Source organism: Paraburkholderia sp. J94 (genome assembly GCF_905220285.1).
In the GTDB taxonomy this organism is placed as follows: domain Bacteria; phylum Pseudomonadota; class Gammaproteobacteria; order Burkholderiales; family Burkholderiaceae; genus Paraburkholderia; species Paraburkholderia tropica_A.
This window is the reverse complement of the sequence record NZ_CAJMZH010000011.1, coordinates 95,794-117,695: the sequence shown is the minus strand read 5'-3', so window position 1 is coordinate 117,695 and position 21,902 is coordinate 95,794. Positions and strand designations below refer to the sequence as shown.

18 protein-coding genes are annotated in these 21,902 nt (G+C 63.2%); 12 read left to right on the top strand and 6 right to left on the bottom strand.

The window, feature by feature from the left end; genetic code table 11:
- Positions 1-216 precede the first annotated feature (216 nt).
- Together U4Y88_RS23860 and U4Y88_RS23855 are read left to right on the top strand one after the other, a co-directional pair.
- Positions 217-1,407, top strand: coding sequence for a M20 aminoacylase family protein (locus U4Y88_RS23860; protein WP_321786866.1), 1,191 nt, complete (start codon positions 217-219; stop codon positions 1,405-1,407).
- On the top strand, positions 1,404-2,711 hold the full coding sequence (locus tag U4Y88_RS23855) for an MFS transporter (RefSeq protein WP_310633985.1): 1,308 nt from the start codon (positions 1,404-1,406) through the stop codon (positions 2,709-2,711). The genes U4Y88_RS23860 and U4Y88_RS23855 overlap by 4 nt, the downstream gene beginning before the upstream one ends.
- Here the strand turns inward: U4Y88_RS23855 and U4Y88_RS23850 are convergent.
- Entirely contained in the window at positions 2,708-3,676 is a 969-nt protein-coding gene (locus U4Y88_RS23850) for a LysR family transcriptional regulator (protein WP_321786864.1), read from the bottom strand. The two genes, U4Y88_RS23855 and U4Y88_RS23850, sit on opposite strands and share 4 nt — an antisense overlap.
- Positions 3,677-3,775: 99 nt before the next feature.
- Between U4Y88_RS23850 and U4Y88_RS23845 the strand changes: the two genes are divergently transcribed.
- A complete protein-coding gene (locus U4Y88_RS23845) occupies positions 3,776-5,194 on the top strand; it encodes an aldehyde dehydrogenase family protein (RefSeq protein ID WP_321786862.1) in 1,419 nt (472 codons plus the stop codon).
- 26 nt (positions 5,195-5,220) lie between these two features.
- Here U4Y88_RS23845 and U4Y88_RS23840 read toward each other — a convergent pair whose 3' ends face one another.
- Positions 5,221-6,144 carry a LysR family transcriptional regulator gene (locus tag U4Y88_RS23840; RefSeq protein WP_224011292.1) on the bottom strand — a complete coding sequence of 308 codons (924 nt, stop codon included), beginning with the start codon at positions 6,142-6,144 and terminating at the stop codon, positions 5,221-5,223.
- A 229-nt stretch (positions 6,145-6,373) separates the two neighbouring features.
- On the opposite strand from U4Y88_RS23840, the gene U4Y88_RS23835 reads away from it, so the two are divergent.
- The 9 genes from U4Y88_RS23835 (at position 6,374) to U4Y88_RS23795 (ending at position 16,624) form a co-directional block, all read left to right on the top strand.
- A complete protein-coding gene (locus tag U4Y88_RS23835) occupies positions 6,374-7,348 on the top strand; it encodes a PhnD/SsuA/transferrin family substrate-binding protein (protein WP_321786860.1) in 975 nt (324 codons plus the stop codon).
- A 56-nt stretch (positions 7,349-7,404) separates the two neighbouring features.
- Positions 7,405-8,283: an amidohydrolase family protein gene (locus U4Y88_RS23830; RefSeq protein WP_321786859.1), complete on the top strand. Its 879-nt coding sequence runs from the start codon at positions 7,405-7,407 to the stop codon at positions 8,281-8,283.
- Positions 8,284-8,325: 42 nt separating this feature from the next.
- Complete coding sequence (locus U4Y88_RS23825) at positions 8,326-9,606, top strand: MFS transporter (protein WP_224011298.1); 1,281 nt, start codon at positions 8,326-8,328, stop codon at positions 9,604-9,606.
- Between the two features lie 98 nt (positions 9,607-9,704).
- A complete protein-coding gene (locus U4Y88_RS23820; RefSeq protein ID WP_224011300.1) occupies positions 9,705-10,691 on the top strand; it encodes a protocatechuate 3,4-dioxygenase in 987 nt (328 codons plus the stop codon).
- Between the two features lie 30 nt (positions 10,692-10,721).
- On the top strand, positions 10,722-11,579 hold the full coding sequence (locus U4Y88_RS23815) for an HpcH/HpaI aldolase family protein (protein ID WP_310633980.1): 858 nt from the start codon (positions 10,722-10,724) through the stop codon (positions 11,577-11,579).
- Positions 11,580-11,767: 188 nt separating this feature from the next.
- Complete coding sequence (locus U4Y88_RS23810) at positions 11,768-12,793, top strand: porin (RefSeq protein ID WP_224011304.1); 1,026 nt, start codon at positions 11,768-11,770, stop codon at positions 12,791-12,793.
- A gap of 221 nt (positions 12,794-13,014) precedes the next feature.
- Positions 13,015-13,935 carry a helix-turn-helix domain-containing protein gene (locus tag U4Y88_RS23805; protein WP_224011306.1) on the top strand — a complete coding sequence of 307 codons (921 nt, stop codon included), beginning with the start codon at positions 13,015-13,017 and terminating at the stop codon, positions 13,933-13,935.
- 305 nt (positions 13,936-14,240) lie between these two features.
- Complete coding sequence (locus U4Y88_RS23800; protein ID WP_321786857.1) at positions 14,241-15,398, top strand: lactonase family protein; 1,158 nt, start codon at positions 14,241-14,243, stop codon at positions 15,396-15,398.
- A 197-nt stretch (positions 15,399-15,595) separates the two neighbouring features.
- Positions 15,596-16,624, top strand: coding sequence for a porin (locus U4Y88_RS23795; protein ID WP_321786855.1), 1,029 nt, complete (start codon positions 15,596-15,598; stop codon positions 16,622-16,624).
- 54 nt (positions 16,625-16,678) lie between these two features.
- On the opposite strand, the gene U4Y88_RS23790 is transcribed toward U4Y88_RS23795, so the two are convergent.
- The 4 genes from U4Y88_RS23790 to U4Y88_RS23775 form a co-directional block, all read right to left on the bottom strand.
- The gene (locus U4Y88_RS23790) at positions 16,679-16,963 is read right to left on the bottom strand and encodes a DUF4148 domain-containing protein (protein ID WP_321786853.1); all 285 of its coding nucleotides are present in this window, start codon (positions 16,961-16,963) and stop codon (positions 16,679-16,681) included.
- Positions 16,964-17,195: 232 nt separating this feature from the next.
- Positions 17,196-18,785 (bottom strand): aldehyde dehydrogenase (NADP(+)), encoded by a 1,590-nt coding sequence (locus tag U4Y88_RS23785; RefSeq protein WP_321786851.1) that lies wholly within the window; start codon positions 18,783-18,785, stop codon positions 17,196-17,198.
- A 471-nt stretch (positions 18,786-19,256) separates the two neighbouring features.
- Positions 19,257-20,507: an MFS transporter gene (locus U4Y88_RS23780; RefSeq protein ID WP_310633876.1), complete on the bottom strand. Its 1,251-nt coding sequence runs from the start codon at positions 20,505-20,507 to the stop codon at positions 19,257-19,259.
- Between the two features lie 85 nt (positions 20,508-20,592).
- A complete protein-coding gene (locus U4Y88_RS23775) occupies positions 20,593-21,891 on the bottom strand; it encodes an MFS transporter (RefSeq protein WP_415774491.1) in 1,299 nt (432 codons plus the stop codon).
- Positions 21,892-21,902: the final 11 nt, after the last annotated feature.

Sequence of the window (21,902 nt, the reverse complement as noted above, 5' to 3'; positions counted from 1 at the left end):
GACAACGATTTGCCCCCCATGAGCCTGCACTGCCCCGGGAACGCCGCGCGAATCGTTGACTTGAAGGCAACATTTTCGACGCGTTTCAGTCATCGGTCGAGTTTTTCGTCGATGCAATACTCGGGCTTGAACATTGCAATTTGAAATCTGCAATTTGCAATACGCGATCCGCACTACGTATTCCGCATTCCGCACAACAAGGAGGAGCCCCACGTCATGAGCGACAGCCGTTATTGCCAGATCGAAGACCTGGCCGATGCCCGCGCGCAACTCGACGAAATTCGTCATCACATTCACCAGCATCCCGAGCTGTCGTACGAAGAAGCCGATACGGCGCGCTTCGTCGCCGACAAGCTGCAATCGTGGGGCTACGAGGTGACGCGCAACGTGGGCGGCCACGGCGTGGTGGCCGCGCTCAAGGCGGGCACGAGCACGCGCACGGTGGGCGTGCGCGCCGACATGGACGCGCTGCCGATCCACGAGCAGACCGGTCTCGACTACGCCAGCATCCACGACGGCAAGATGCATGCGTGCGGTCACGACGGCCACACCACGGTCCTGCTCGGCGCGGCGCAGCAACTCGCGAAGACGCGCAATTTCGACGGCACCGTGCATCTGATCTTCCAGCCCGCCGAGGAAGCCGGTTCGGACAGCGGCGCCGTGCGCATGCTCGCCGACGGCCTGTTCGAGCGCTTCCCCTGCGACGCGATCTTCGGCCTGCACAATCATCCGGGCGTGGCTGTGGGCACGTTCGGCTTCCGCTCGGGCGCGCTGATGGCCGCCTGCGATACGGTGAAAGTGCGCGTGAACGGGCGCGGCGGCCACGCGGCGCGTCCGCATCTGGCCGTCGATCCCGTGGTGGTCGGCAGCAGCATCGTGATGGCGCTGCAATCGGTGGTCGCGCGCAATGTCGATCCGAACGAAGCGGCGGTGATCACGGTCGGCTCGTTCCATTCGGGCCACGCGGCCAACGTGATTCCCGAGAGCGCCGTGCTCGAAATGAGCGTGCGTTCGTTCTCGCCGACCGTGCGCGAAACGCTCGAAGCGCGCATTCGCGCGGTGGTGAATGCGCAAGCGGAATCGTATGGCGCAACGGCAGAAATCGACTTTATCCGCGGCTATCCGGTGCTCGTAAACAGCGAAGCCGAAACCGCGTTCGCGCGCGAAGTCGCCGAAGAACTGGTCGGCCCCGAGCGCGTGATCGCGCCGTTTCCGCCCATCGCGGGCAGCGAGGATTTCGCCTACTACCTGCAACAGCGGCCCGGCTGTTTCGTGCGCCTCGGCAACGGCGAGGGCCAGCCGATGCTGCACAACCCGCGCTACGACTTCAACGACGACAACCTCACGATCGGCGCCGCGTTCTGGACGCGTCTCGTCGAACGTTTTCTCGCCAAGGCCCCCGCATGAGCGTCAGCACGTCCACCCTTTCCGCGCACGAGGCCGATGCGCCACCGATGACGCCCGGCCAGCAGCGCAAGATCGTGCTCGCGGCGGTGATCGGCAATCTGCTCGAATTCTTCGACTTCACGGTCTATAGCTATTTCGCGCTCACGATCGGCCATCAGTTCTTTCCCGCCGACGATCCGATCACCTCGTCGCTGCTCGCGTTCGCGGTGTTCGCCGTGGGTTTCGTGATGCGTCCGCTCGGCGGCATCGTGCTCGGCCGCTACGCCGACCGCGCGGGCCGCAAACCCGCACTCACGCTCACGATCCTGCTGATGGCGATCGGCTCCGCGTCGATCGGCCTCGCGCCCACGTACGCGCAGATCGGCCTCGCCGCGCCGGTGCTGATCGTGGCCGCGCGTCTGTTGCAGGGCTTCGCGCAAGGCGGCGAATTCGGCGCGGCCACGGCGACGCTGCTCGAAATGGGCGGCACCGCCAGCCGCGGTTTTCGCGCCAGCTGGCAGCTCGCGAGCCAGGGCGCGGCGGCGCTGCTCGGCTCGGGCCTCGCGGCGAGCCTCGGCTTTCTGCTCTCCGCCGACACGATGCATAGCTGGGGCTGGCGCATTCCGTTCCTCTGCGGCACGCTGATCGCGCCCGTGGGCATCTATCTGCGCCGCCATATCCGCGAGGAACCGCCCGCACCGAAAGCCGTCGCCGATCGCGACGACCCGAAGCGCGGCCTCTACGTGCGCAACTGGTTCCTCACGATCTTCTCGATCATGGGCATGTCGGTGTCGACGTACGTGATGATGTATTACATGCCGACCTACTGCATCCAGTACCTGGGACTACCGAGCAAGATGTCGATGCTCGCGGGCGTGGCGTCGAGCACGATCTCGCTCGTGATGTGCCCGATCTACGGCGCGTGGTCCGACCGCATGGGCCGCCGCAAGCCGCTCACGATCATCGGCCGCGTGGCGCTGATCGTGCTGCTCTATCCGGCGTTCTGGATCATGACGCACTATCCCACGCTGCCCGTGGTGCTCACCGCGCTGATCGTGCTGATGCTCTGCTACACGATGGGCAGCGCGCCCGCCTATGCGCTGATGCCGGAGAATTTCCCGAAGCATCTGCGCGCGGGTTATATGTCGAGTGCGTACGCGATTGCGGTCTCGGCGTTCGGTGGCACGGCGCAGCTCGTGGCAGGCTGGCTGATCCGCGAAACGGGCAGCAAGATGGCGCCCGCGTGGTACATGATCGGCTGCGTGGTGATTTCGCTGATCGCCGTGTCGATGTTCGAAGAAACCGGCAACAAGGCGCTCGATTAAGCGCGTGGTTTGCGGGCGGCGCGCGGCGTCGCCCCGCTGCCCTTGCGCGTGTCGGCCTTGGCCGCCTCGCGCTCCACTTGCGCGTATTCGCGGATCGTCTCCACGAGCGCGCGCAAACCCGCTGGCGCATGCCGCCTGCCCGGATAGTACAGACACAATCCGTCGAGCGGCGGCAACCAGCCCTCCAGCACGCGCACCAGCGTGCCCTTGGCCAGATCCTCGGCCACGTTCCATTCGGTCAGATACGCGAGCCCCAGCCCGGCGCGCGCGGCGCGCAGGATCAGGTCGGCGTCGTCGAGCGTGATGGCGCCTTCGCTGTCGATCCGCACGCTCTCGCCGCGCCGCTCGAATTCCCACTGATAAATCGTGCCGCTCGGCATGCGCGCGCGAACGCAGCGGTGCGATCGCAGATCCATCGGCACACGCGGTTTTCCGTGGCGCGCAAAATACTCCGGACTCCCAACCACGGTAAAACGCTGCCGGTCGCCGAACGGCACCGCCACCATGTCTTGCGGCACGGTTTCGGCCAGGCGGATGCCCGCGTCGAAACCGTCCACGACGATATCGACGAGCCGCCCTTCGGTCACCACGTCGAGCTTCATCTCGGGATAGCGCCGCAGGAATTCGACGAATACGGGCATCACCTGCTTCGCCGCGCCCAGCGAGGTATTGATGCGCAGCGTGCCCGACGGCGTGTCGCGAAAGCTGCCCGCCTGTTCGATGGCCTCGCGGATGGTCGAGAGCGCGGGCGTGACGCTGTCCACGAACTGCGCGCCCGCTTCGGACAGCGCCACGCTGCGCGTGGTGCGGTTGAACAGCCGCACGCCGATGCGCGTCTCCAGCGCCGCCACCGCGTGGCTCAGCGCCGACGTGGATACGTCCAGCTCGTTGGCCGCCGCGCGAAAGCTGCGGTGGCGCGCCACCGCGAGCACGGCTTCGAGTTCGCCCAGTCCCGATGTCTTCATTATCCCAAATCGCTCAATGACTCGTCCTCGATTGTACGGCTAGTCGAATCAATCGCGCCGCACTATCGTGTGCAGGTCGCCACGTTTTCGGGAGCCACCATGCAGGTCATCGACACCATCTATATCGACGGCGCCTTCGTCACGCCGCACGGCAGCGAACGGTTTGAACTCTTCAATCCGGCCACCGAACAGGTGATCGGCCATGTGCGTCTCGCCGACGCCGAGGACGCGCGCGCCGCCGTCGCCGCCGCGAAGCGCGCCTTTCCGGCCTTCTCGCGCACGCCGCAACACGAGCGCGTCGCCATGCTGCGCCGCATGCACGCGGCCGTGGCCGCGCGCGAGGACGCGCTGTTCGACGCCATCGTCGAGGAATACGGCGCGCCGGTTTCGCGCGGGCGCTGGATGGCGCAGCACGCCTCGAACGTGCTGCGCGATGCCGCCGACGTGCTCGAACAGTACGCGTTCACGCGCCGCGCGGGCACCGCCCAGGTGACGATGCAGCCGCTCGGCGTGGCCGGGCTCATCACGCCCTGGAACAGCAACGCGGGCTTCATCTGCGGCAAGCTCGCCGCTGCGCTCGCGGCCGGTTGCACAGCCGTGATCAAGCCCAGCGAGATGAGCGCGATACAGACGCGCATCGTGACCGAGGCGCTGCACGAAGCCGGGCTGCCGCCGGGCGTGTTCAACATCGTCACGGGCCGCGGCGACACCGTGGGCGCGGCGATCAGCGCGCATCCCGACGTCGCCAAGCTCTCGTTCACGGGGTCGACGGCCGTCGGGAAATCGATCCTGCGTACCGGTGCGCAGACGCTCAAGCGCGTGACGCTCGAACTCGGTGGCAAGTCGCCGACGATCGTGCTCGACGACGCCGACTTCGACCTCGCCGTGCCGCTCGCGCTGCAAGCGGGCTTCATGAACAGCGGCCAGGCCTGCATCGCGGGCACGCGCATTCTGGTGCCGCAAGCGCGTCTCGCCGAATTCGAGGCGAAGATCGTCGAGGCCGTCGCCGGGATTCAATCGGGCGATCCGCGCGACCCGCGCACGAGCATCGGCCCGATGGTCAGCCGCAAGCAATGGGAGCGCGTGCAGCGCTACATCCGCGTAGGGATCGACGAAGGCGCGCGCCTGCTCGCGGGCGGCGAGGGGCGGCCCGACGGCGCGCCCACGGGCTGGTTCGTGCGCCCGACCGTGTTCAGCGGCGTAACGAACGCGATGACGATCGCGCGCGAGGAAATCTTCGGGCCGGTGCTCGCGATCATCGCGTACCGCGATACCGATCACGCGATCGAGATCGCCAACGACACGCCGTACGGCCTGCAAGCCTATGTCTGTTCCGCCGATACGGCGCGCGCGAACGCGGTGGCCGCGCGTATCGAGGCGGGCCGCGTGCTCGTCAACACGCTCGCGCACGAACCGGCCGCGCCGTTCGGCGGCTTCAAGCAGTCGGGCATCGGGCGCGAATATGGCGTGGCCGGACTAGAGGCGTTTCTCGAAGCGAAGGCCGTGATCGCGGCTTGAATCCCACTTGATGGGCGTGCCGGGCGCTAGCGCAAATACGGCGCGAGCGTCCCGGACGCCTCCGCGAACCGCGCTTCGAGAAAGTCGAGCAAGGCGCGCACGCGCGGCGCCATATACGGCGTGCGCTGAAACAGCGCGTGCACCGGCACGTCGGGGCAGCGCCATTCCGGCAGCAGCACGCGCAGGCGCCCCGCCTCCAGATCGGCGCCGATATCCCAGATCGATTTCATCACCACGCCGCGCCCTTCCACCGCCCACTCGCGCGCGAGCGAGCCGTCGTTGGTCTGGCGCGAGCAGTCGAGCGGCGCGCTGAACAGCGCCGTCTCGGCGCCGCGCGCGAAACGCCAGTTATTGGCCACGCCCGCCGCCGACGCGAGCAGGATGAAGTCGAGTTCGCCGAGTTCGTCCGGGTGCGAAGGCGGGCGGCGCGCCTCCAGATACGCGGGCGAGGCGCATAGCACGCGCCGGTTGTCGGCGAGCCGTTTGGCGACCATCGAACTGTCGGTGGGCACGCCGAAGCGGATCGCGAGATCGATATCGTCCTGCAACAGATGCGAAAGCGAATCGGACAGCACGAGCGTGAGCGTCACGTTCGGATGCTGCTCGTTGAACGCGTCGAGCCAGCGGCGCAGCACCGTGCGCCCGAAATCCGAGGTCGCCGACACGCGCAGCGTGCCGCTCACCGAGGCGCGTCCGGCCTGCAGCGCCGCGCGCGCGTCGTCGAGCGTTTGCAGCGCGTGCTGGCAATGCGCGAGATACAGGCGGCCTTCGTCGGTGAGGCGCAGCTTGCGCGTCGAGCGCTCGAACAACTGCGTATGCAGCGCGCCCTCCAGCTTCACCAGCCGCGCGCTCGCCGCCGCGGGCGACAGCCCCAGCTTGCGGCCCGCCGCCGAAAGGCTGCCTTGCCCCGCCGCTTCGACGAAAAGGCGAATATCTCCGAGATTGTCCATGATCGCGCGCCGCGCAAAGGGTTAGGGTGACTGCCAACCCGAGATGGTACGTGAGATGCGCAATACGGACACATAATGGCGAACCTGACCGGGCCCGCAAGCGCGCCACATAACGCGCGCCGTATGAAAAAAGTGCCATCGAATCTCCCTTTTGTATAGGGACGCGCGCGGGCGGCTCAAATATTCTCTCTCCATCGAAGCGCAGCGGTCCCATTCCAGGAGACGAGTGTTGGCAAATAAGGTGCGGCTCAAAATTGCAATTGGCGAACACCCGCATACGGCGGCAATCCGCAATCGTTCCATTCCGATCGAAGGCGTGGACGCCGAATTCGTCACGGTCCAGCCCCAGATTGGCGCATTCCGGCGCATGGTGCGCGATGTCGAATTCGACGTCTGCGAACTCGCGCCCACGACCTATATCATCGCCCGCGCGCATGGCGCGCCGTTCGTCGGCCTGCCGATTTTCGTCACGCGGCGCTTCCATCACGGCGGCCTGCTCGTGCGTCCCGAAGCCGGCATCCGGCATCCGCGAGACCTCGAAGGCCGCAAGGTCGGCGTGCGCGCCTATTCGGTGACCACCGGCGTGTGGACGCGCCAGGTGCTGATCGACGAATTCGGTCTCGATGCGTCGAAAGTCACCTGGGTGGTCGACGACGAAGAACACGTGACGCAACTGAAGCTGCCGTCGAACGTCGAGCACGCGCCCAAGGGCAGCTCGCTCGCGGACATGATGGCGAGCGGCGAACTCGCGGCGGGCTTCGCGGGCGCGGCAGGCATCGGCCGAACCGGCGCGCCCACGGGCGGCTGGAAGGAAGTCGAAGCCGATTATCCCGATCTGCTGCCGAACGCGGCCGCGATCGAAAAGGAGTATTACGCGCGTACCGGTATCTATCCGATGCACGGCACCATCGTCGTGAAAGACGCGATTCTCGCCGAGCATCCGTGGATCGCGCGCTCGCTCGACGACGCCTTCACGCAAGCCAAACGTGAATGGCTCGCGCGTCTGAACGCGGGCGAGGCAAGCAGCGCCGGCGACAGAAAATACCTGGAACTCCGTAGCATTGTCGGCGCCGACCCGCTGCCCTACGGCATCGAAGCGAACCGCAAGACCATCGAAGCGCTCGAAGCCACCGCGTTCAAGCAGAGGCTCACGCCGCGCCGGCTCGCGCTGAACGAACTCTTCGTCGATCCGCAGGCACGCTAAGCGCTTCGCCCGACCGCCAGACAGACACGACAACGCGTACACACTCCAGGACGCTCATGCCCGGCTCAATCGTTGATATTCACCCGCACATCATTTCCGATGACGAAGGTCGTTATCCGCCCGCGCCGCTGTTCGGCAAGCGCTCGGACTGGTCGAAGGAACGCCCGACGACCGTCGAAACGCTGATCGCCGCGATGGACGCGGCGGGCGTCGGCAAGGCGGCCGTGGTGCATTCGTCCACCACTTACGGTTTCGACAACCGCTATGTGGCGGAGAGCTGCGCGCGTTATCCGGGGCGGCTGGTCGCCGTGGGTTCCGTCGACGTGCTGCAACCGGATGCGCCGCAACGCATTCAGGAATGGATCGATCAGGGTCTCGAAGGCCTGCGCCTTTTCACCGGCGGCAGCACCAAGGAATTCGACCCGAGCGAACTCGACGACCCGCGCGCCTTTCCCGCGTGGGAAATGTGCGCCGAACTCGGCCTGCCGATGTGCATTCAGACCGGCCCCGTCGGCATTCCACAGATCCGCTCGCTGGCACAACGTTTTCCGGGCGTGCCGATCGTGCTCGATCATCTGGCGCGCCCCGATGTCACCGACGGTCAGCCCTACGCGAAATCGCAAAGCCTGTTCGAACTCGCGGAATACGAAAACATCTTTCTGAAGCTCACGCCGCGCATTTTCGGCGACGTCAAGAAAGCGCCCGCGAGCGCCGAAACGTTTTTCCCGCGCGTGGTCGAGGCCTTTGGCGCGCAACGCATGGCGTGGGGATCGAATTTTCCGACTTCGAGCGGCACGTTGCAGGACATTCTCGCCACCGCACAAACCGGGCTGCAATGCCTGAACGCCGCAGACCGCGCGTGGATTTTCGGCAAGACGGCGCTCAAACTGTATCCGGCGCTGAATAGCATCAACCATGTAACAACCGGGCATTAACCGGGAATCAACGAAGAATTAACCGAGGCAAGAAGAAAGCACATGGAGACGAGCAAAACCGAACGATCGGGCATCGTGAGCAATTGGGCCGTACTCGCCCTGCTCGCGATCGGCGTATTGACGTCCTTTGTCGATCGCACCAGCATTTCCAGCGTGCTCGCGGACAGCACGTTCATCCGCCACTTCGCACTCAGCAATGTCGACCGTGGCTGGATCAATTCCGCATTCTTCTGGTCGTATGGGCTCTTTCAGGTGCCGATGGGCTGGGTCGCGGACCGCTACGGCGTGAAATGGCCCTACGCGATCTGCTTCGCGCTCTGGTGCCTCGCGACCGCGCTGATGGGCGCCGTCACCACGCTGGCCGGTCTCGTCGTCATGCGCCTGCTCGTGGGTATTGCGGAAGCGATTGTGATTCCCGCGAGCTATCGCTGGATCCGCAATAACTTCCACGAAAGCCAGAGCGGTCTCGCCGTCGGCATTCTCGCGATGGGCAATAAATTCGGCCCCGCCATCGGCGCGCCGGTCGCCGCGTGGTTCATCGTCAACTACTCGTGGAAGGCCATGTTCCTCGCCACGGGTCTCGTGGGCCTGCTGTGGCTCGTGCCCTGGCTGCTGATGGTGCGCAACGACCTGCCCACGCGCGACACGCTGCGCAAGGCCGATCGCAGCGCCCGCACCGTGAGCCTCGCGAGCATTCTGTCGAGTCCGGTTGTGTGGGGCGGCATGATCACCAACTTCTGCTACGGCTATTTCACGTTTTTCTGCATGACGTGGATGCCCGCGTATCTCGTCGAGCAACGCGGCTTGTCGATTGGCCGCTCGGGCATTTTCACGTTCTTCAGCTTCGCGGGCATCGCCATCGTCGCCGCCATCGCGGGCTGGGCCGCCGACCGCATCATCGCGCGCGGCGCCAATGCGATCGTGGTACGCAAGGCGTTCATCATCGCGGGCTTCGTGGGCGGCTGCACGGTGCTGCTCGGTGTGTTTGCTCACTCGCTCGGCGTGGCGCTGTTCTGGAACGTGCTCTCGCTTTCGCTGCTCGGCTTGACGACCGCAAACAATCTCGTGCTCTCGCGACTTACCTTGATTCCGAAGCAGACCGTGGGCCTCGTGACCGGCGTGCAGCAAGTCGCCACGAGCCTCGCGGGCGGTGTGGCGGCGAGCCTGTCGGGCTGGCTGCTGCATGTCGGCAAGAGCTACGACCTGCCGATGATGGTGATCTTCGTCTTCCTGCTGGTGGGCGCGGCCGCCACGGCGATTCTCTATCGTCCCGACTGGGCGCCGAAGGCGAACGAACCGCAGTGCGAACTGCGCGAAGCATAAAGCACGGACTCCGAATCAATCCGGCGGCACTCGCCGCCTCTACTTTCGTGGCCGCGGCCCTGACCGTGGCGACCGTTTGAACACTGGAAACAACTGATATGGCGAAAATCGTATTCGGGATGGCAGTACCGCATAGCGGCATGCTCGGCCAGGCACCGGAAGACTGGCTCAAGAACGGCGAGCGCGACCGCAATAATCCTGAGCTGTGGTTCCGCAACCGCACGTGGACCTATCCCGAACTGGAAGCGCACCGCGAAGCGGCATTCGCGCCGTTCCTCACGCTTGAGGAGCGCACGGCGCGCGCCGCGCGTTGCCGCGTCGCACTCGACAAGATGGCGGCCGCTTACCGCGAAGCCAAGATTGACGTGGCGATCATTCTCGGCAAGGACCAGAAGGAAATTTTCACCGACTTCTCCCCTTCCATCGCGATCTATAGCGGTGCGGAAGTCCACAACGGCCCGCCGCAACGCCCCGTCTACGCGCCCGACCGCCATGTCACGCACGCGTGCCATCCCGAACTGGCCGCGTACCTGATCAACCACTTCCAGACGGAAGGCTTCGATCTCACCGATCTGTTCGCGTGGCCCGACAACGTCTGGATGAAGCCGCTACCCGAATACCCGGTCGCGCCGCACGCGTATAGCTTCGTCTATCACCAGATCATGGACGACAATCCGCCGCCGCACGTGCCGATCATCATGAACTGCTTCTATCCGCCGACGCAGCCTTCGATGTCGCGCTGCATCGAATTCGGCCGCGTGCTGCGCGATGCGATCACGGCCTGGCCCGCCGACGTGCGCGTGGGCATTTTCGCCTCGGGCGGCCTCTCGCATTTCGTCAACGACGAAGAATTCGATCATCGCATCATGAAGATGCTGGCGACGTACGACTACGACGGCCTCGCCGCCGTGGACGACCGCTCGTATCAATCCGGCACGTCGGAAATCAAGCTCTATGTGAGCGTGATGAAGGCGGTCGAAGAAACCGGCGCGGAAATGACGCTGGTCGATTACGTGCCCTGTTGGCGCACGCCTGCGGGCACCGGCGAAGGCATGGGCTTCATGTACTGGAAAGCGGACGAATAACGCAGCATTCGCAAGCAGAGAGGCAGAGCGATGAGCAACACCCGCATTAACGGCATGATCCGCGCATTTGAATCGGGCAAGGCGGCGTTCGCCGCTTTCTCGAAGCTCGACAAGCAGAGCGCGATCGAAATGAGCGATGCGCCTTATGACGGCGTCGTGTTCGAAATGGAGCACAACCCGTACGACGTGGCCGCATTCGGCGATGCGCTGCAATACATGCTCAGCCGCAAGCAGATCGCCGAAAGCGGCTCGGTCGCGCCGCGCGTGACGCCCATCGCGCGTATTCCGGCGAATGGCGCGGAGATGAACCAGAGCTTCGCCAAACAGGTGCTGGACCGCGGCGCTTATGGCGTGATCTGGCCGCACGTCGCGACGGTCGAGCAGGCGTATAACGCTGTCGCTTCGTGCCGCTATGCGCGTCCCAAACACGCGCCGCTGTATGAGCCGAAAGGCGTGCGCGGCGACGGCCCCGCCAACGCGGCGCGTTATTGGGGTTTGTCGATGCCGGAGTATTACGAGGTAGCCGATGTCTGGCCGCTCGCACCGCACGGCGAAATTCTCGTGGGCCTGATGTGTGAAAGCACGCAAGCCATCGAAAACCTCGACGACATTCTGGCGAATGTGCCCGGCATCGGCCTGATTCTGATCGGCGAAGGCGATCTGAGTCAGGAACTCGGTTTCCCGCGTCAATACGAACACCCTGAAGTGCTCGACGCGATGCGGCAGATCGTCGAGACCTGCAAGAAGCACAATGTCGTTGTCGGTCATCCCCACGTCACCGCGAAAAATCATCAACGACTCATTCAGGAAGGTTATCGCTTCCTGATGTCGGCGCCGTCGCGCACCTATGGCGTCGTCGGTGCCGCGCGCGAAATGGCCGGGTATTGAGCCGCTTTTGATCGGCTATTGAGCCGCCTTCCGCACTAATCAGACGCTGCGAACCGCATTTTCAATGCGGTTCTCTTTTCGTGTTGATTAGTCATCCGAATCGAACAAGTCGAGGTCGATCGAACAGTTTCAGCACCGGCCATCCAGCCCGGTAGCGCGCAATAAATAAAATCAACGTGGAGACAACAATGAAACGAATGCTAGTCGTGGCATCCGGCGTGGCGTCGGCCTGCCTCATCCAGACCGCCCAGGCGCAATCGTCCGTCACGCTTTATGGCGTGATCGACAATGGCATCGAATATCAGAACGGCGGCGCGGGCAAGGTCGTGCGCGCCACGTCGGGCGGTCTGTTCGCAAGCCGCTATGGCTTCAAAGGCACCGAGGATATCGGCGGCGGTGTACACGTCAATTTCCAGCTCGAACAAGGCTTCTCCGCCATGACCGGCGCGGCCGCCAATTCGGCCGCCGCCTTCAATCGCCAGGCGTGGGTCGGCCTGTCGGGTTCGTTCGGCGAAGTGCGTTTCGGCCTGCAAAACACGCCGCAATATATTTTCCTGAATCGCGAACTCGACCCGGTTGCCGTCATGAGCATGGGTTCGCCGATGCTCAACTTCAACTCGCTGACCATCCGCGTCAACAACGCGATCTCCTACTTCACGCCGACGGTCTACGGACTGACCGCGCAATTCATGGTCGCGATGCGCGATTCCACCACCAAGCCGAGCAACGGCCTGCAGTTCTACAACGCCGCCGTGCGTTACGAAAACGGGCCGTTCCGGGTGGCGGCGGGCTACGAGGAGGCCGACAACGCCGCGGGCACTTCCACGCTGAAAGTGTTCAACGCGGGCGCATCGGTGGGCGCGGGACCGGCGCGCTTCTATCTCGCCTATCACACCGAGCATCAGACCGATAACAGCATCAAGCGCGACGTGTATGAGGCCTCGGGATCGTGGAGTTTCGGTCCGGCCGACCAGCTCGCGCTGATGTACGGCTACGAGCACGATCGCACCGGGAACGGCAACAATGCGCAGCAGATCGGCATGACCTACGAGCACTATTTGTCGAAGCGCACGACGCTCTACGCATCGGCGGGCTTTATCGAAAACCGCAACAAGGCGGCCTTCACGCTCAACGGTACGTCCTATGCGGGCGTCACGGTGGCGCCGGGGTCGAATACGCGCGGCGTCATTGTCGGCATGGTCCATACGTTCTGACGCACATCTCGAACCGGCGCCGGAAAGTTCCGCGCGCCGGTATCGGGGTATATCGCAGGTCGCCACGAAAGACGGCCTATGACAGAATAGGACGAGTTTCACGGTCCCTTTTTAAAGGGGTAAATCGAGCAAGTCGCACGCGGACCCGGCCAGAAGGTACAGCGTTACGGCGAAATAACCATCGCAATGGCGGCCGCACGCACGGCCGTCCAGGAGACTTCATGGCCCACGGCGCAACGATCAGCAAGCCCACGCACAGAGCGGCCGGCGAAAACCGTTTGAGCACGGTCCCGAAGGTTCGCCTGTACGTCGAGCCTGCCGAGGAGGAAAACTGGTTCGTGCATGTCGGCCACGTGACAGAACGCGGCCGCTGGCGCACCGCGCCGCACGCGCATCCCGCCTATGGCCAACTCATTTTCGTGCGCAACGGCCGCGGCGTGATGAATCTCGAAGGACGCAGCGTACCGTTCGAAGGGCCATGCGCCCTGCTGGTGCCGACCGAATGCATACACGGGCTCGACTACGAGATCGACGTGGATCGCTGGGTCGTCACGGTGGAAGTGTCGTATCTCACCCAGGTCAATGCGCGGCTGCGCGAGTTCGTCGCGCTGTGGTCCACGCCGCGCATGGTGCCGTTTGCCTATCACGCCGAGGCGGCCAACGAGGTCTACGCCCTCATTCAGCGCCTGAAACAAGAGGTGGAATCCGATGCTGTCGGTCAGGTGACCGGCACCGAAGCGTTGCTGACGATGCTGCTGCTGACGCTGGTTCGCGAAGCCCAGCTCGACCAACCCGGCAACGACGCCGTGGCACGCAACGACGTGCGTCTGGTGGAGCGATTCCGCAAACTGATCGACGAACATTACCGCGATAATCTGCCGCTCCAGCAATATGCGTCGATGCTCGCGGTATCGCTCGTGCAATTGCGCGCCGCTTGCGCGTCCGCCGCTGAAAAAAGCCCGACGAAGATGATTCACGCGCGCATTATCACCGAGGCCAAGCGCGAACTGATTTTCGGTGATATGTCGGTGGAACAGATTGCGTTCATGCTCGGTTTCGCCGACGCCGCCTATTTCACGCGTTTCTTTCGCCGGGAAGTGGGCCAGGCGCCCAGCCAGTTCCGCAGCGAAGCGCGCCGATAGCACATCGACATCGCATCGAAAGCACGTTGAAAACGCGTCGAAAGCGTATCAATCGCGCATCGACGCCTTTTCCTGCCTTTTCCTGCCGTTCCCTGCCGTTTCCTGCCATTACCGATCGCCGGCGCGCGCACGCAATCATTGCCGACAGTGCGTGCGCGATTTTCCATCGCCCTTCCCCGTATCTTCCCTGGTTCGATTGAAAAGTGCTGGCGAATCCCGAATTTGTGCAGGGACCCAAACTTGTGCAGCGAATACGCTTTTCGCGTTTCAACGATTCCCTCACTTTTCAATCAGGTCATTCGAATATGGCGCCATTCGTAACGCAAGCAAACCTGGCAAAGCGCGCGGCCCTGGTCGGCCTCACCGCGTGCGTGTTCTCCGCCTGTGCCGCCACTGCGGCGGCCGATTCCCATACGGAATTCGTCTACGTGGGCACGCTGCATCAGCAGATTAATGCGCTGCGCTTCGACGCGGCCACCGGCAAGTTCGTCGATGTCGGCACCGTCGCACAAGGGTTGAAGTCCACCTGGGTCGCCTCGCATCCGCACCTGCCCGTGCTCTATGCCGTGAACGACGACCGCGACAAGGAAGGCAGCGTGACGGCTTACGCCGTGAATCGCGACACCGGCTCGCTCGAACGCATCAACGACGTGCTCACCGGCGGCCGCGGCACGACCTTCCTGCACTTCGATGCACCCTCATCGACCTTGCTCGGCGCGAACTACAACAGCGGCTCCGTATCGAGCCTCGCTGTCAATCGCGACGGCAGCGTAGGCGCGCTCGAATCGACGATTGCGGAAAAAGGCTCCGGCCCGAGCCCGCGTCAGACCGATGCGCACGCGCACGGCGTCACCATCGACCCTTCGGGACGCTACGCGCTCGTGCCCGATCTCGGCGCCGACCGCGTGTTTATTTACGGCTTCGATCGCGCCACGCACGCACTGACGCAACTCGACGAAGGCGCGCCGCGTGCGTTCGTCATGCCGGCGGGCAGCGGTCCGCGCCGCGTCGTTTTCGGAACGACAGGACAGTACGCTTATGTGCTGACCGAACTGAGTGCGGAGTTGCAGGTGTTGCGCTGGGACGCCGCCACCGCGCAACTCACGCCCCTGCAAACGCTGCCCATTAGCCGCCCGGGATTCGAGGGCGTCAAGAGCGGCGCGGAAATGGCGATGAGCCGCGACGGCCGCTTCATCTATGTCGAAGACCGCGGCGAAAATGCGCTCGTTGTCTATAGCGTAGACGGCGCCAGCGGGCAGCTCACCGAATTGCAACGCACGCCCTCGGGCGGCGACAAGCCGTGGGGATTCGCCATTGATCCGTCGGGCAAGTGGCTGTTCGTCGCGAATCAGCGCAGCGGCAACGTGAGCCTGTTTCGTATCGACCCGAAGGACGGCACGATTGCGGATAGCGAGCAATCAATTTCCATTCCCGCGCCCACCAGCATTGCATTCGTGAAATAACCGCGCGCTTTAAACTTACTTTGCCTTTCCTCGGCGCATTAATCGCGCCGAAAAATGCCGGAGAATGATCATATAGTACAGGGACTGGTCCATTTTATTTTTCTACTATCCAGATAGCAGTCAAGAAATTCGACATCGCAATTTCAATTTCCCATTTGCGATAGTCGAATCAATAAACAGAGAAAATCTGGAGACAAATGAAAAGGACCCTTCTCGCAGCGTCTGCTGTCGTCTCGTCTTGCGCTTTTTCCACCGTGCAGGCCCAATCCTCCATCACCCTCTACGGCATTGTCGACAACGGCATCGAGTATCAAAGCGGCGGCGGCGCGAATCACGTGATTCGCGCCTCGTCAGGCGGCCTGTTCGCGACCGTCTACGGCCTTTACGGACATGAAGATATTGGCGGCGGCGTTCATGTCAATTTTCAGCTTGAGCAAGGTTTTTCGGCCGTGAATGGCGAAGCGCAGAATTCAGCTGACGCCTTTAATCGTCTCGCATGGGTCGGCATGTCGGGCGGCTTCGGCGAATTCCGTTTTGGACGGCAAAAGAAACCGCAATATCTTTATCTCGACGGCGAACTCGATCCACTGGCCGCGAAATCCATTGCCTCGCCGCTCAATGATTTCGACGACGTCTCCGTGCGCGCCAGCAATGCCATTTCCTACTTCACGCCGGAGTGGCACGGCTTAACGGCGCAAGTTCTGGTGTCATTGCGCGATTCGACCACCAAGCCTTCGAACGGCATTCAGTCGTATAACGCCGTGGTCAAATACATCAACGGGCCTTGGCATATCGCAGCCGGTTACGATCAGCAGGACAATGCGGCCGGCACCTCGGTTCAGAAAGTCTTTACCGCGGCGACTTCGCTCAAGGTGGACGCGGCGCGTTTCTATTTCGTCTATCACACGGAAACGCAATCCGATCACAGCCAGAACGAAGCGACGTATTCCGTCTCCGCCTCGTACCTGTTCAATCCCGCCAACGAAATTGCCCTGATGTACGGCTATCTGCATGACCGAACCGGCAATGGCAACAATGCGCAACAGTTCGGCCTGTCTTACGAGTACTTCCTCTCGAAGTCGTCGCTGATCTATATGGCGGCGGGTCTGATCGACAATCGAGGTGAAGCGGCTTATACGCTCAACGGCACCGAGTATTCGGGCATCGACGTCACGCCTGGCGCAACCGCTAAAGGCATCATCATTGGGTTGACACACAAGTTCTAAATGTGCAACGCGTATCGGCCTGCCTTGCGCAGCGCCGGTACGCGTGCCGCCACTTCATCGGCTCAAGTCGCCGGATTGCGACGATCCATTCGCCACCGTGCCGAAGCCCGACGTGTCGCCGCCAGCAGGCTTTTGCACGGCCGTTTTAACCTGCGCGGCTTGCATTTGACCGTTCGGATAATCGGTCCAGTCGAGCGGACCATAACCACCCCGTTCCGCCTCGATGAGACTGGCTCGGACCTCCGCGCGCGTGAGCGGTTGCGGGCTTTGCTGGGCGAACGACACGACCGGCGCAGCAAGAACTAGAGCAGCGATAACGACTTGATTGAGCTTTTTCATTTTGGGCCGCCTTGCGTGTGTGTTTGAGTTTCGCCGACTGACTTTCGTCATCTGGCTTTCGCCAATTAATCAGCATTACGAACAAACACAGTCTAGCAAACCAAAACATCAGGGTAAACACCTAAATTATTATTTTCGTTTACCGCTACACCCTGCATTTTCCAGCACGCGAAAGAGGCAAAATTCCCAAAAGGAATCTCGCCTCTCATCACTCGATTTAAAAACGCGGCGATTAAATCGAAGCACCGGGCTCGCCATCGACAATACGCCACACGCCCAGCGGATTCGCGTCATGCAACGCTTCCGGCAGCAACGCTTCCGGCAGATCCTGATAACAGACCGGGCGCAGGAAGCGGTCGATCGCGGTCGCGCCAACCGAGGTGTACATCGCGTTCGACGTCGACGGATGCGGCCCGCCGTGAACCATGGCGTGACACACTTCCACGCCAGTCGGAAATCCGTTCGCGAGAATGCGGCCCGCTTTGCGTTCGAGCACCGGCAACAGGCGCTTCGCTTCGGCAACGTCGGCGGCGTCGATTTGCAGGGTGACGGTCAATTGCCCCTCGACATGCTCGGCGATTTCCAGCAATTCGTTGAAATCGCGCGCGCGCACCACCACCGAAGCGGGACCGAACATTTCGGCTTCCAGTTCCGGTGCATCGAGCAGACGCGCGGCATCGGTGACATACAACGCGGCCTGCGCCGCGTTCGCACGCTCGCCCGCCGGGACGCCCTCGGCCACTTTTTGCACACCTTGAATCGCGCCGGCGCTTTGCGTACCCGAGCAGTACGCATCGAAGATACCGGGCGTCAGCATCGTTTGCGCGGGCTTGCTCGCCAACGCCTCGCTCGCCGCTGCGATGAAGCGTTCGAGATCGGGGCCATCCACCGCGAGCACGAGGCCGGGGTTCGTGCAGAACTGTCCCGCGCCCATCGTCAGCGAATCGGCGAATGCCTTGCCGATAGTTTCGGCGCGATTCGCCAGCGCGGCGGGAAACAGAAACACCGGATTAATGCTGCTCATTTCCGCGTAGACGGGAATCGGCTCGGGGCGCGCATTGGCGAGACGCACCAGTGCCATGCCGCCCTGGCGCGAACCGGTGAAACCCACCGCCTTGATCGCAGGATGCGAGACGAGCGCCTCGCCGAGTTTGCGGCCCGCGCCAAACAGCAGCGAAAACGTGCCTTCAGGCAGACCCTGCGCTTTCACCGCTTGCTGAATCGCGCGGCCGACGAGTTCCGACGTGCCCAGATGCGCGCTGTGCGCCTTCACGATGACAGGCGCGCCCGCGGCCAGTGCGGAAGCCGTATCGCCGCCGGCCACGGAAAAGGCCAACGGGAAATTGCTCGCGCCGAACACGGCGACCGGCCCGAGCGGCACTTTCGCGAGACGCAGATCCGAACGCGGCAACGGCTGCCGCTCCGGTTGCGCACGATCGATCGTCGCGCCGAGAAAATGGCCGTCGCGCACCACTTTCGCAAACAAGCGCAATTGCCCGACCGTGCGCGCGCGCTCGCCTTGCAGACGCTGAACCGGCAAACCGGTCTCCGCGTGCGCGCGTTCGATCAATGCGTCGCCCAGTTCGAGAATATTGTCGGCGATGGCTTCGAGAAACGCCGCGCGCCGTTCGAGCGAAACGTTTCGATAAACGTCGAATGCCTCGGTCGCGAGCGAGGCCGCGCGATCCACTTCCGCGCCGCCGCCCATGCCGAATCGAGGTTCCGCGATTTCCGTGTTGGTCGCGGGATTGAATGCGCGCTGCTCGCCTTCCGTGCCTCGCACCGAAGCGAAGCCGATCAGCATGTCGCCATTGAGAGTCATATGAATATCCTGGAACGTCCTGTTCATGGCTGATGGCAAAGCCAGTTCACTGCGGGGCGCACGAGTGGCGGCGACGATGGCGGATAAACGCACCACGAGCCGTCCGCGTGGCGAAAGAAGGCAATCTCGATCGTTCCAGACGATCGCGCGACTTCCACCTTGACCACGCGCCACGGCATGGATTTCGAGCGACCGGACCGCGTCACGCGGAGGTGTCGACTTTGTCCGAGCCAGTCGTCGACGAGCGCGCGAAGTGATTTTCGCTTTCCGCTCATAAGCGTCTCCCTGCTTCGCGAACGTGTTGGCGTCACCCTGAAGCGTCTGCTGCGTAGCTTTCGTGCGCCAACACCCACGCCCTGAACCGGCATTTCTCGATTGAAGAATGCAGCCGGTATCTTCGGCTCACGCGCGCGCGCCGTCTATTGAAAGTAATCGCCCGCGCTTTAACCGAAACGTTAAGTAGATGCGCAATCAATGCAGCGTATCGCGCTGCGCCAACGGTTTGAACAGTCGGCTCCACGCGACGCTGACGACGATTGTCGCGCAGCCGCCGAGCACGACCGCGCCGATTGCGCCCATCGCCGCTGCCGTCACACCCGATTCGAATTCGCCGAGTTGATTGCTCGCGCCGATAAACAGCGTATTCACCGCCGACACGCGGCCACGCATGCGATCCGGCGTTTCGAGCTGAATCAGCGTCTGACGCACGATCACGCTGATCGTGTCCGCGCCGCCCGAGATCGCCAATAGCAGCAGCGAGAGGACAAACGAATGCGAAATCCCGAACGCGACGATGGCGCCGCCATACACCGCCACGGCGATCAGCAGCTTTTTGCCCACGCCGCTGCGAATCGCGTGCCGCGACAGCCACAGGCCCACACCCAGCGCGCCCACGGCGGGCGCGGAACGCAGCAGGCCCAGCCCTTCCGGCCCCACGTGCAGAATCTCCTTCGCATAGACGGGCAAAAGCGCCGTCGCGCCGCCAAAGAGCACGCCGAACAGATCGAGCGAAATGGCGCCTAGCAGCAGCGGATTGCTCCAGACAAAGCGCAGGCCGGCCAGCACCGTTTCCGCCGTCACGGGCTCGCGCGGCGGCGCAACGTGGTCGTAGCGGATCAGCGCGTACAACACCGCGCTCACGCAGAACAGCGCGGCACAAGTGAGGTAAAGCGCTTCGATGCCGGTCGCAAACAGCAAGCCACCCAACGCGGGGCCGGCGATCACGCACACCTGTTGCACTGATGTGCTCAGCGCCATCGAGCGCGCGAGCAAACTCTGCGGTACGAGCATCGGCAGCAGCGCCTGTTGCCCCGACATCTGAAACGGACGAATCGCGCCGAGCACCAGCGAAAGACCCAACAGCAGATCGCGCGTCACTGCATGCGTGATGGTCGAGAAGGCCAGCAGCGCTGCGATGGCGGCCTGAATCGCAAGACACACAGCGACGATGCGGCCGCGATGCAGGCGGTCGGCGCAATGTCCCGCCACGAGCGTCGTGGCGAGTCCGGGAATGAACTGAAACAGGCCCACGAGGCCGAGATACCAAGCGCTCCCCGTGAGGTCGTACATATGCCAGCTGATCGCGAGCATGAGCATCTGCTGCGCGGCGATGGAGCCGACGCGCGCGCTCAGAAAGCGCGTGAGCGGCGCGTGGCGCAACAACGGCGCCAGACCGGGATGCGCATCGAGCGCCGCCACGGCGGGTTCTTTGAATCGACTCATGACGGCTTCCAGCCTTGCTTGTTGTAAATATCAGTGTGAGTTTTTTAAACGATGGCTGGCGTCAAACCACGGCGATGCGGCCCGATCACGACTCCGCGCGGAAGGAATGCGCGTCGCTTTCCGGGGCGGCTTGTTCGGTTTCGTTGACTTTCGGCGCCCACTTTCGGCGCAGCAATACCACGGTGCTCGTGGCTCCGAGCAGCAGAAATACGAAAATCGCCGACATCGGCAGCGTATAGCTGTGCCCCACGTGCAGCAGCCAGCCCGAGAGACTGGCGGAAACGCCGCCCGCGAGACTGGTGGCCACTTGCTGCAAGCCGGTGTTCAAACCCACGGCCTGTTTCGGTATCAGCGTGAGCTTCACCAGCGCGAGATTATTTGCGGTCACGAGACCTAATAAGGAAAGCGAAGCAATATTCCAGAACAGCGCTTCCTGCGGCGTGTTCGCATACGCGCCCATCAATACCGTCGTGCCGCTGATGAAACCGGTCACGATAAACGCCTTGCGTACCTTCACGGCTTCGTGGCCGCGCGCGATCAGACGGTCCGCCGTCCAGCCCGCCAGCGCGGCCACGATGGCGATTCCAGCAAAGCTGAAAAACGTATACACGCCCGACTGCCGCAACGAGAGCCCGCGCTGCTCGACCAGGTACGCGGGCATCCACGTCATGCAATAGAACACGAAATAGCTGTAGCAGAAGTTCGTGATGAGCCCGCCCCACACCACCGGGCTCACGAGCAGATTGCGCAACGGCACCGAAGCCGCACGACGCCGCGCCGCCGCCAGTTCGTCATGCGACGGAAAATCGCTCTTGAGCATCCATTGCCACGGCACCAGCCAGAGCAGTCCGGCGAGTCCGGTCACGACGAACATCGCCTTCCACGAACTCGTGGCGATCAGCCAGGCCGCGATCGGCGCGCCCAGCGCCGGTCCCATCTTGCCGCCGATCGAATAGATGCCGAGCGCCGTGCCCTTATGCGCCTCGTCGAAGTTATCGGCGAGATAGCGATAGGTGGCGGGCACCACCACCGCCTCGGCGACGCCGATCAGCAACCGCACGAGTATCAGCGCCGACAACGTGGTGACGACGCCCGTTGCCGCCGCCGCGAGACACCACAGCAGAAAGCACACGCTGTACGGCCACTTCACGCCATAGCGGTCGACGATCCAGCCCATCGGCATCTGCATCAAGCCATAGGACCAGAACATTGCTGAACCGAGCCAGCCGCGCTCGACGTGCGTGAGCGCGAACTCATGCACGAAGTGATGATCCGCGAGCGCGGCCGACATGCTCGTGCGATCGACGAAGGAGATCATCAGCCCGAGCGCGAGCAGCACGAGGATGCCCCAGCGGTTCGCGTCGCGCGCTGGCTGTCGTTGCATGATCTCCAACT

Coding starts and splice junctions, on each gene's coding strand:
- U4Y88_RS23850 (WP_321786864.1), bottom strand. CDS start 3,676: ATGAAGACATCGGGACTGGGCGAACTCGAAGCCGTGCTCGCGGTGGCG.
- U4Y88_RS23830 (WP_321786859.1), top strand. CDS start 7,405: ATGCCCGGCTCAATCGTTGATATTCACCCGCACATCATTTCCGATGAC.
- U4Y88_RS23775 (WP_415774491.1), bottom strand. CDS start 21,891: ATGCAACGACAGCCAGCGCGCGACGCGAACCGCTGGGGCATCCTCGTG.
- U4Y88_RS23805 (WP_224011306.1), top strand. CDS start 13,015: ATGGCCCACGGCGCAACGATCAGCAAGCCCACGCACAGAGCGGCCGGC.
- U4Y88_RS23785 (WP_321786851.1), bottom strand. CDS start 18,785: ATGACTCTCAATGGCGACATGCTGATCGGCTTCGCTTCGGTGCGAGGC.
- U4Y88_RS23860 (WP_321786866.1), top strand. CDS start 217: ATGAGCGACAGCCGTTATTGCCAGATCGAAGACCTGGCCGATGCCCGC.
- U4Y88_RS23855 (WP_310633985.1), top strand. CDS start 1,404: ATGAGCGTCAGCACGTCCACCCTTTCCGCGCACGAGGCCGATGCGCCA.
- U4Y88_RS23840 (WP_224011292.1), bottom strand. CDS start 6,144: ATGGACAATCTCGGAGATATTCGCCTTTTCGTCGAAGCGGCGGGGCAA.
- U4Y88_RS23820 (WP_224011300.1), top strand. CDS start 9,705: ATGGCGAAAATCGTATTCGGGATGGCAGTACCGCATAGCGGCATGCTC.
- U4Y88_RS23795 (WP_321786855.1), top strand. CDS start 15,596: ATGAAAAGGACCCTTCTCGCAGCGTCTGCTGTCGTCTCGTCTTGCGCT.
- U4Y88_RS23810 (WP_224011304.1), top strand. CDS start 11,768: ATGAAACGAATGCTAGTCGTGGCATCCGGCGTGGCGTCGGCCTGCCTC.
- U4Y88_RS23815 (WP_310633980.1), top strand. CDS start 10,722: ATGAGCAACACCCGCATTAACGGCATGATCCGCGCATTTGAATCGGGC.
- U4Y88_RS23825 (WP_224011298.1), top strand. CDS start 8,326: ATGGAGACGAGCAAAACCGAACGATCGGGCATCGTGAGCAATTGGGCC.
- U4Y88_RS23780 (WP_310633876.1), bottom strand. CDS start 20,507: ATGAGTCGATTCAAAGAACCCGCCGTGGCGGCGCTCGATGCGCATCCC.
- U4Y88_RS23800 (WP_321786857.1), top strand. CDS start 14,241: ATGGCGCCATTCGTAACGCAAGCAAACCTGGCAAAGCGCGCGGCCCTG.
- U4Y88_RS23790 (WP_321786853.1), bottom strand. CDS start 16,963: ATGAAAAAGCTCAATCAAGTCGTTATCGCTGCTCTAGTTCTTGCTGCG.
- U4Y88_RS23845 (WP_321786862.1), top strand. CDS start 3,776: ATGCAGGTCATCGACACCATCTATATCGACGGCGCCTTCGTCACGCCG.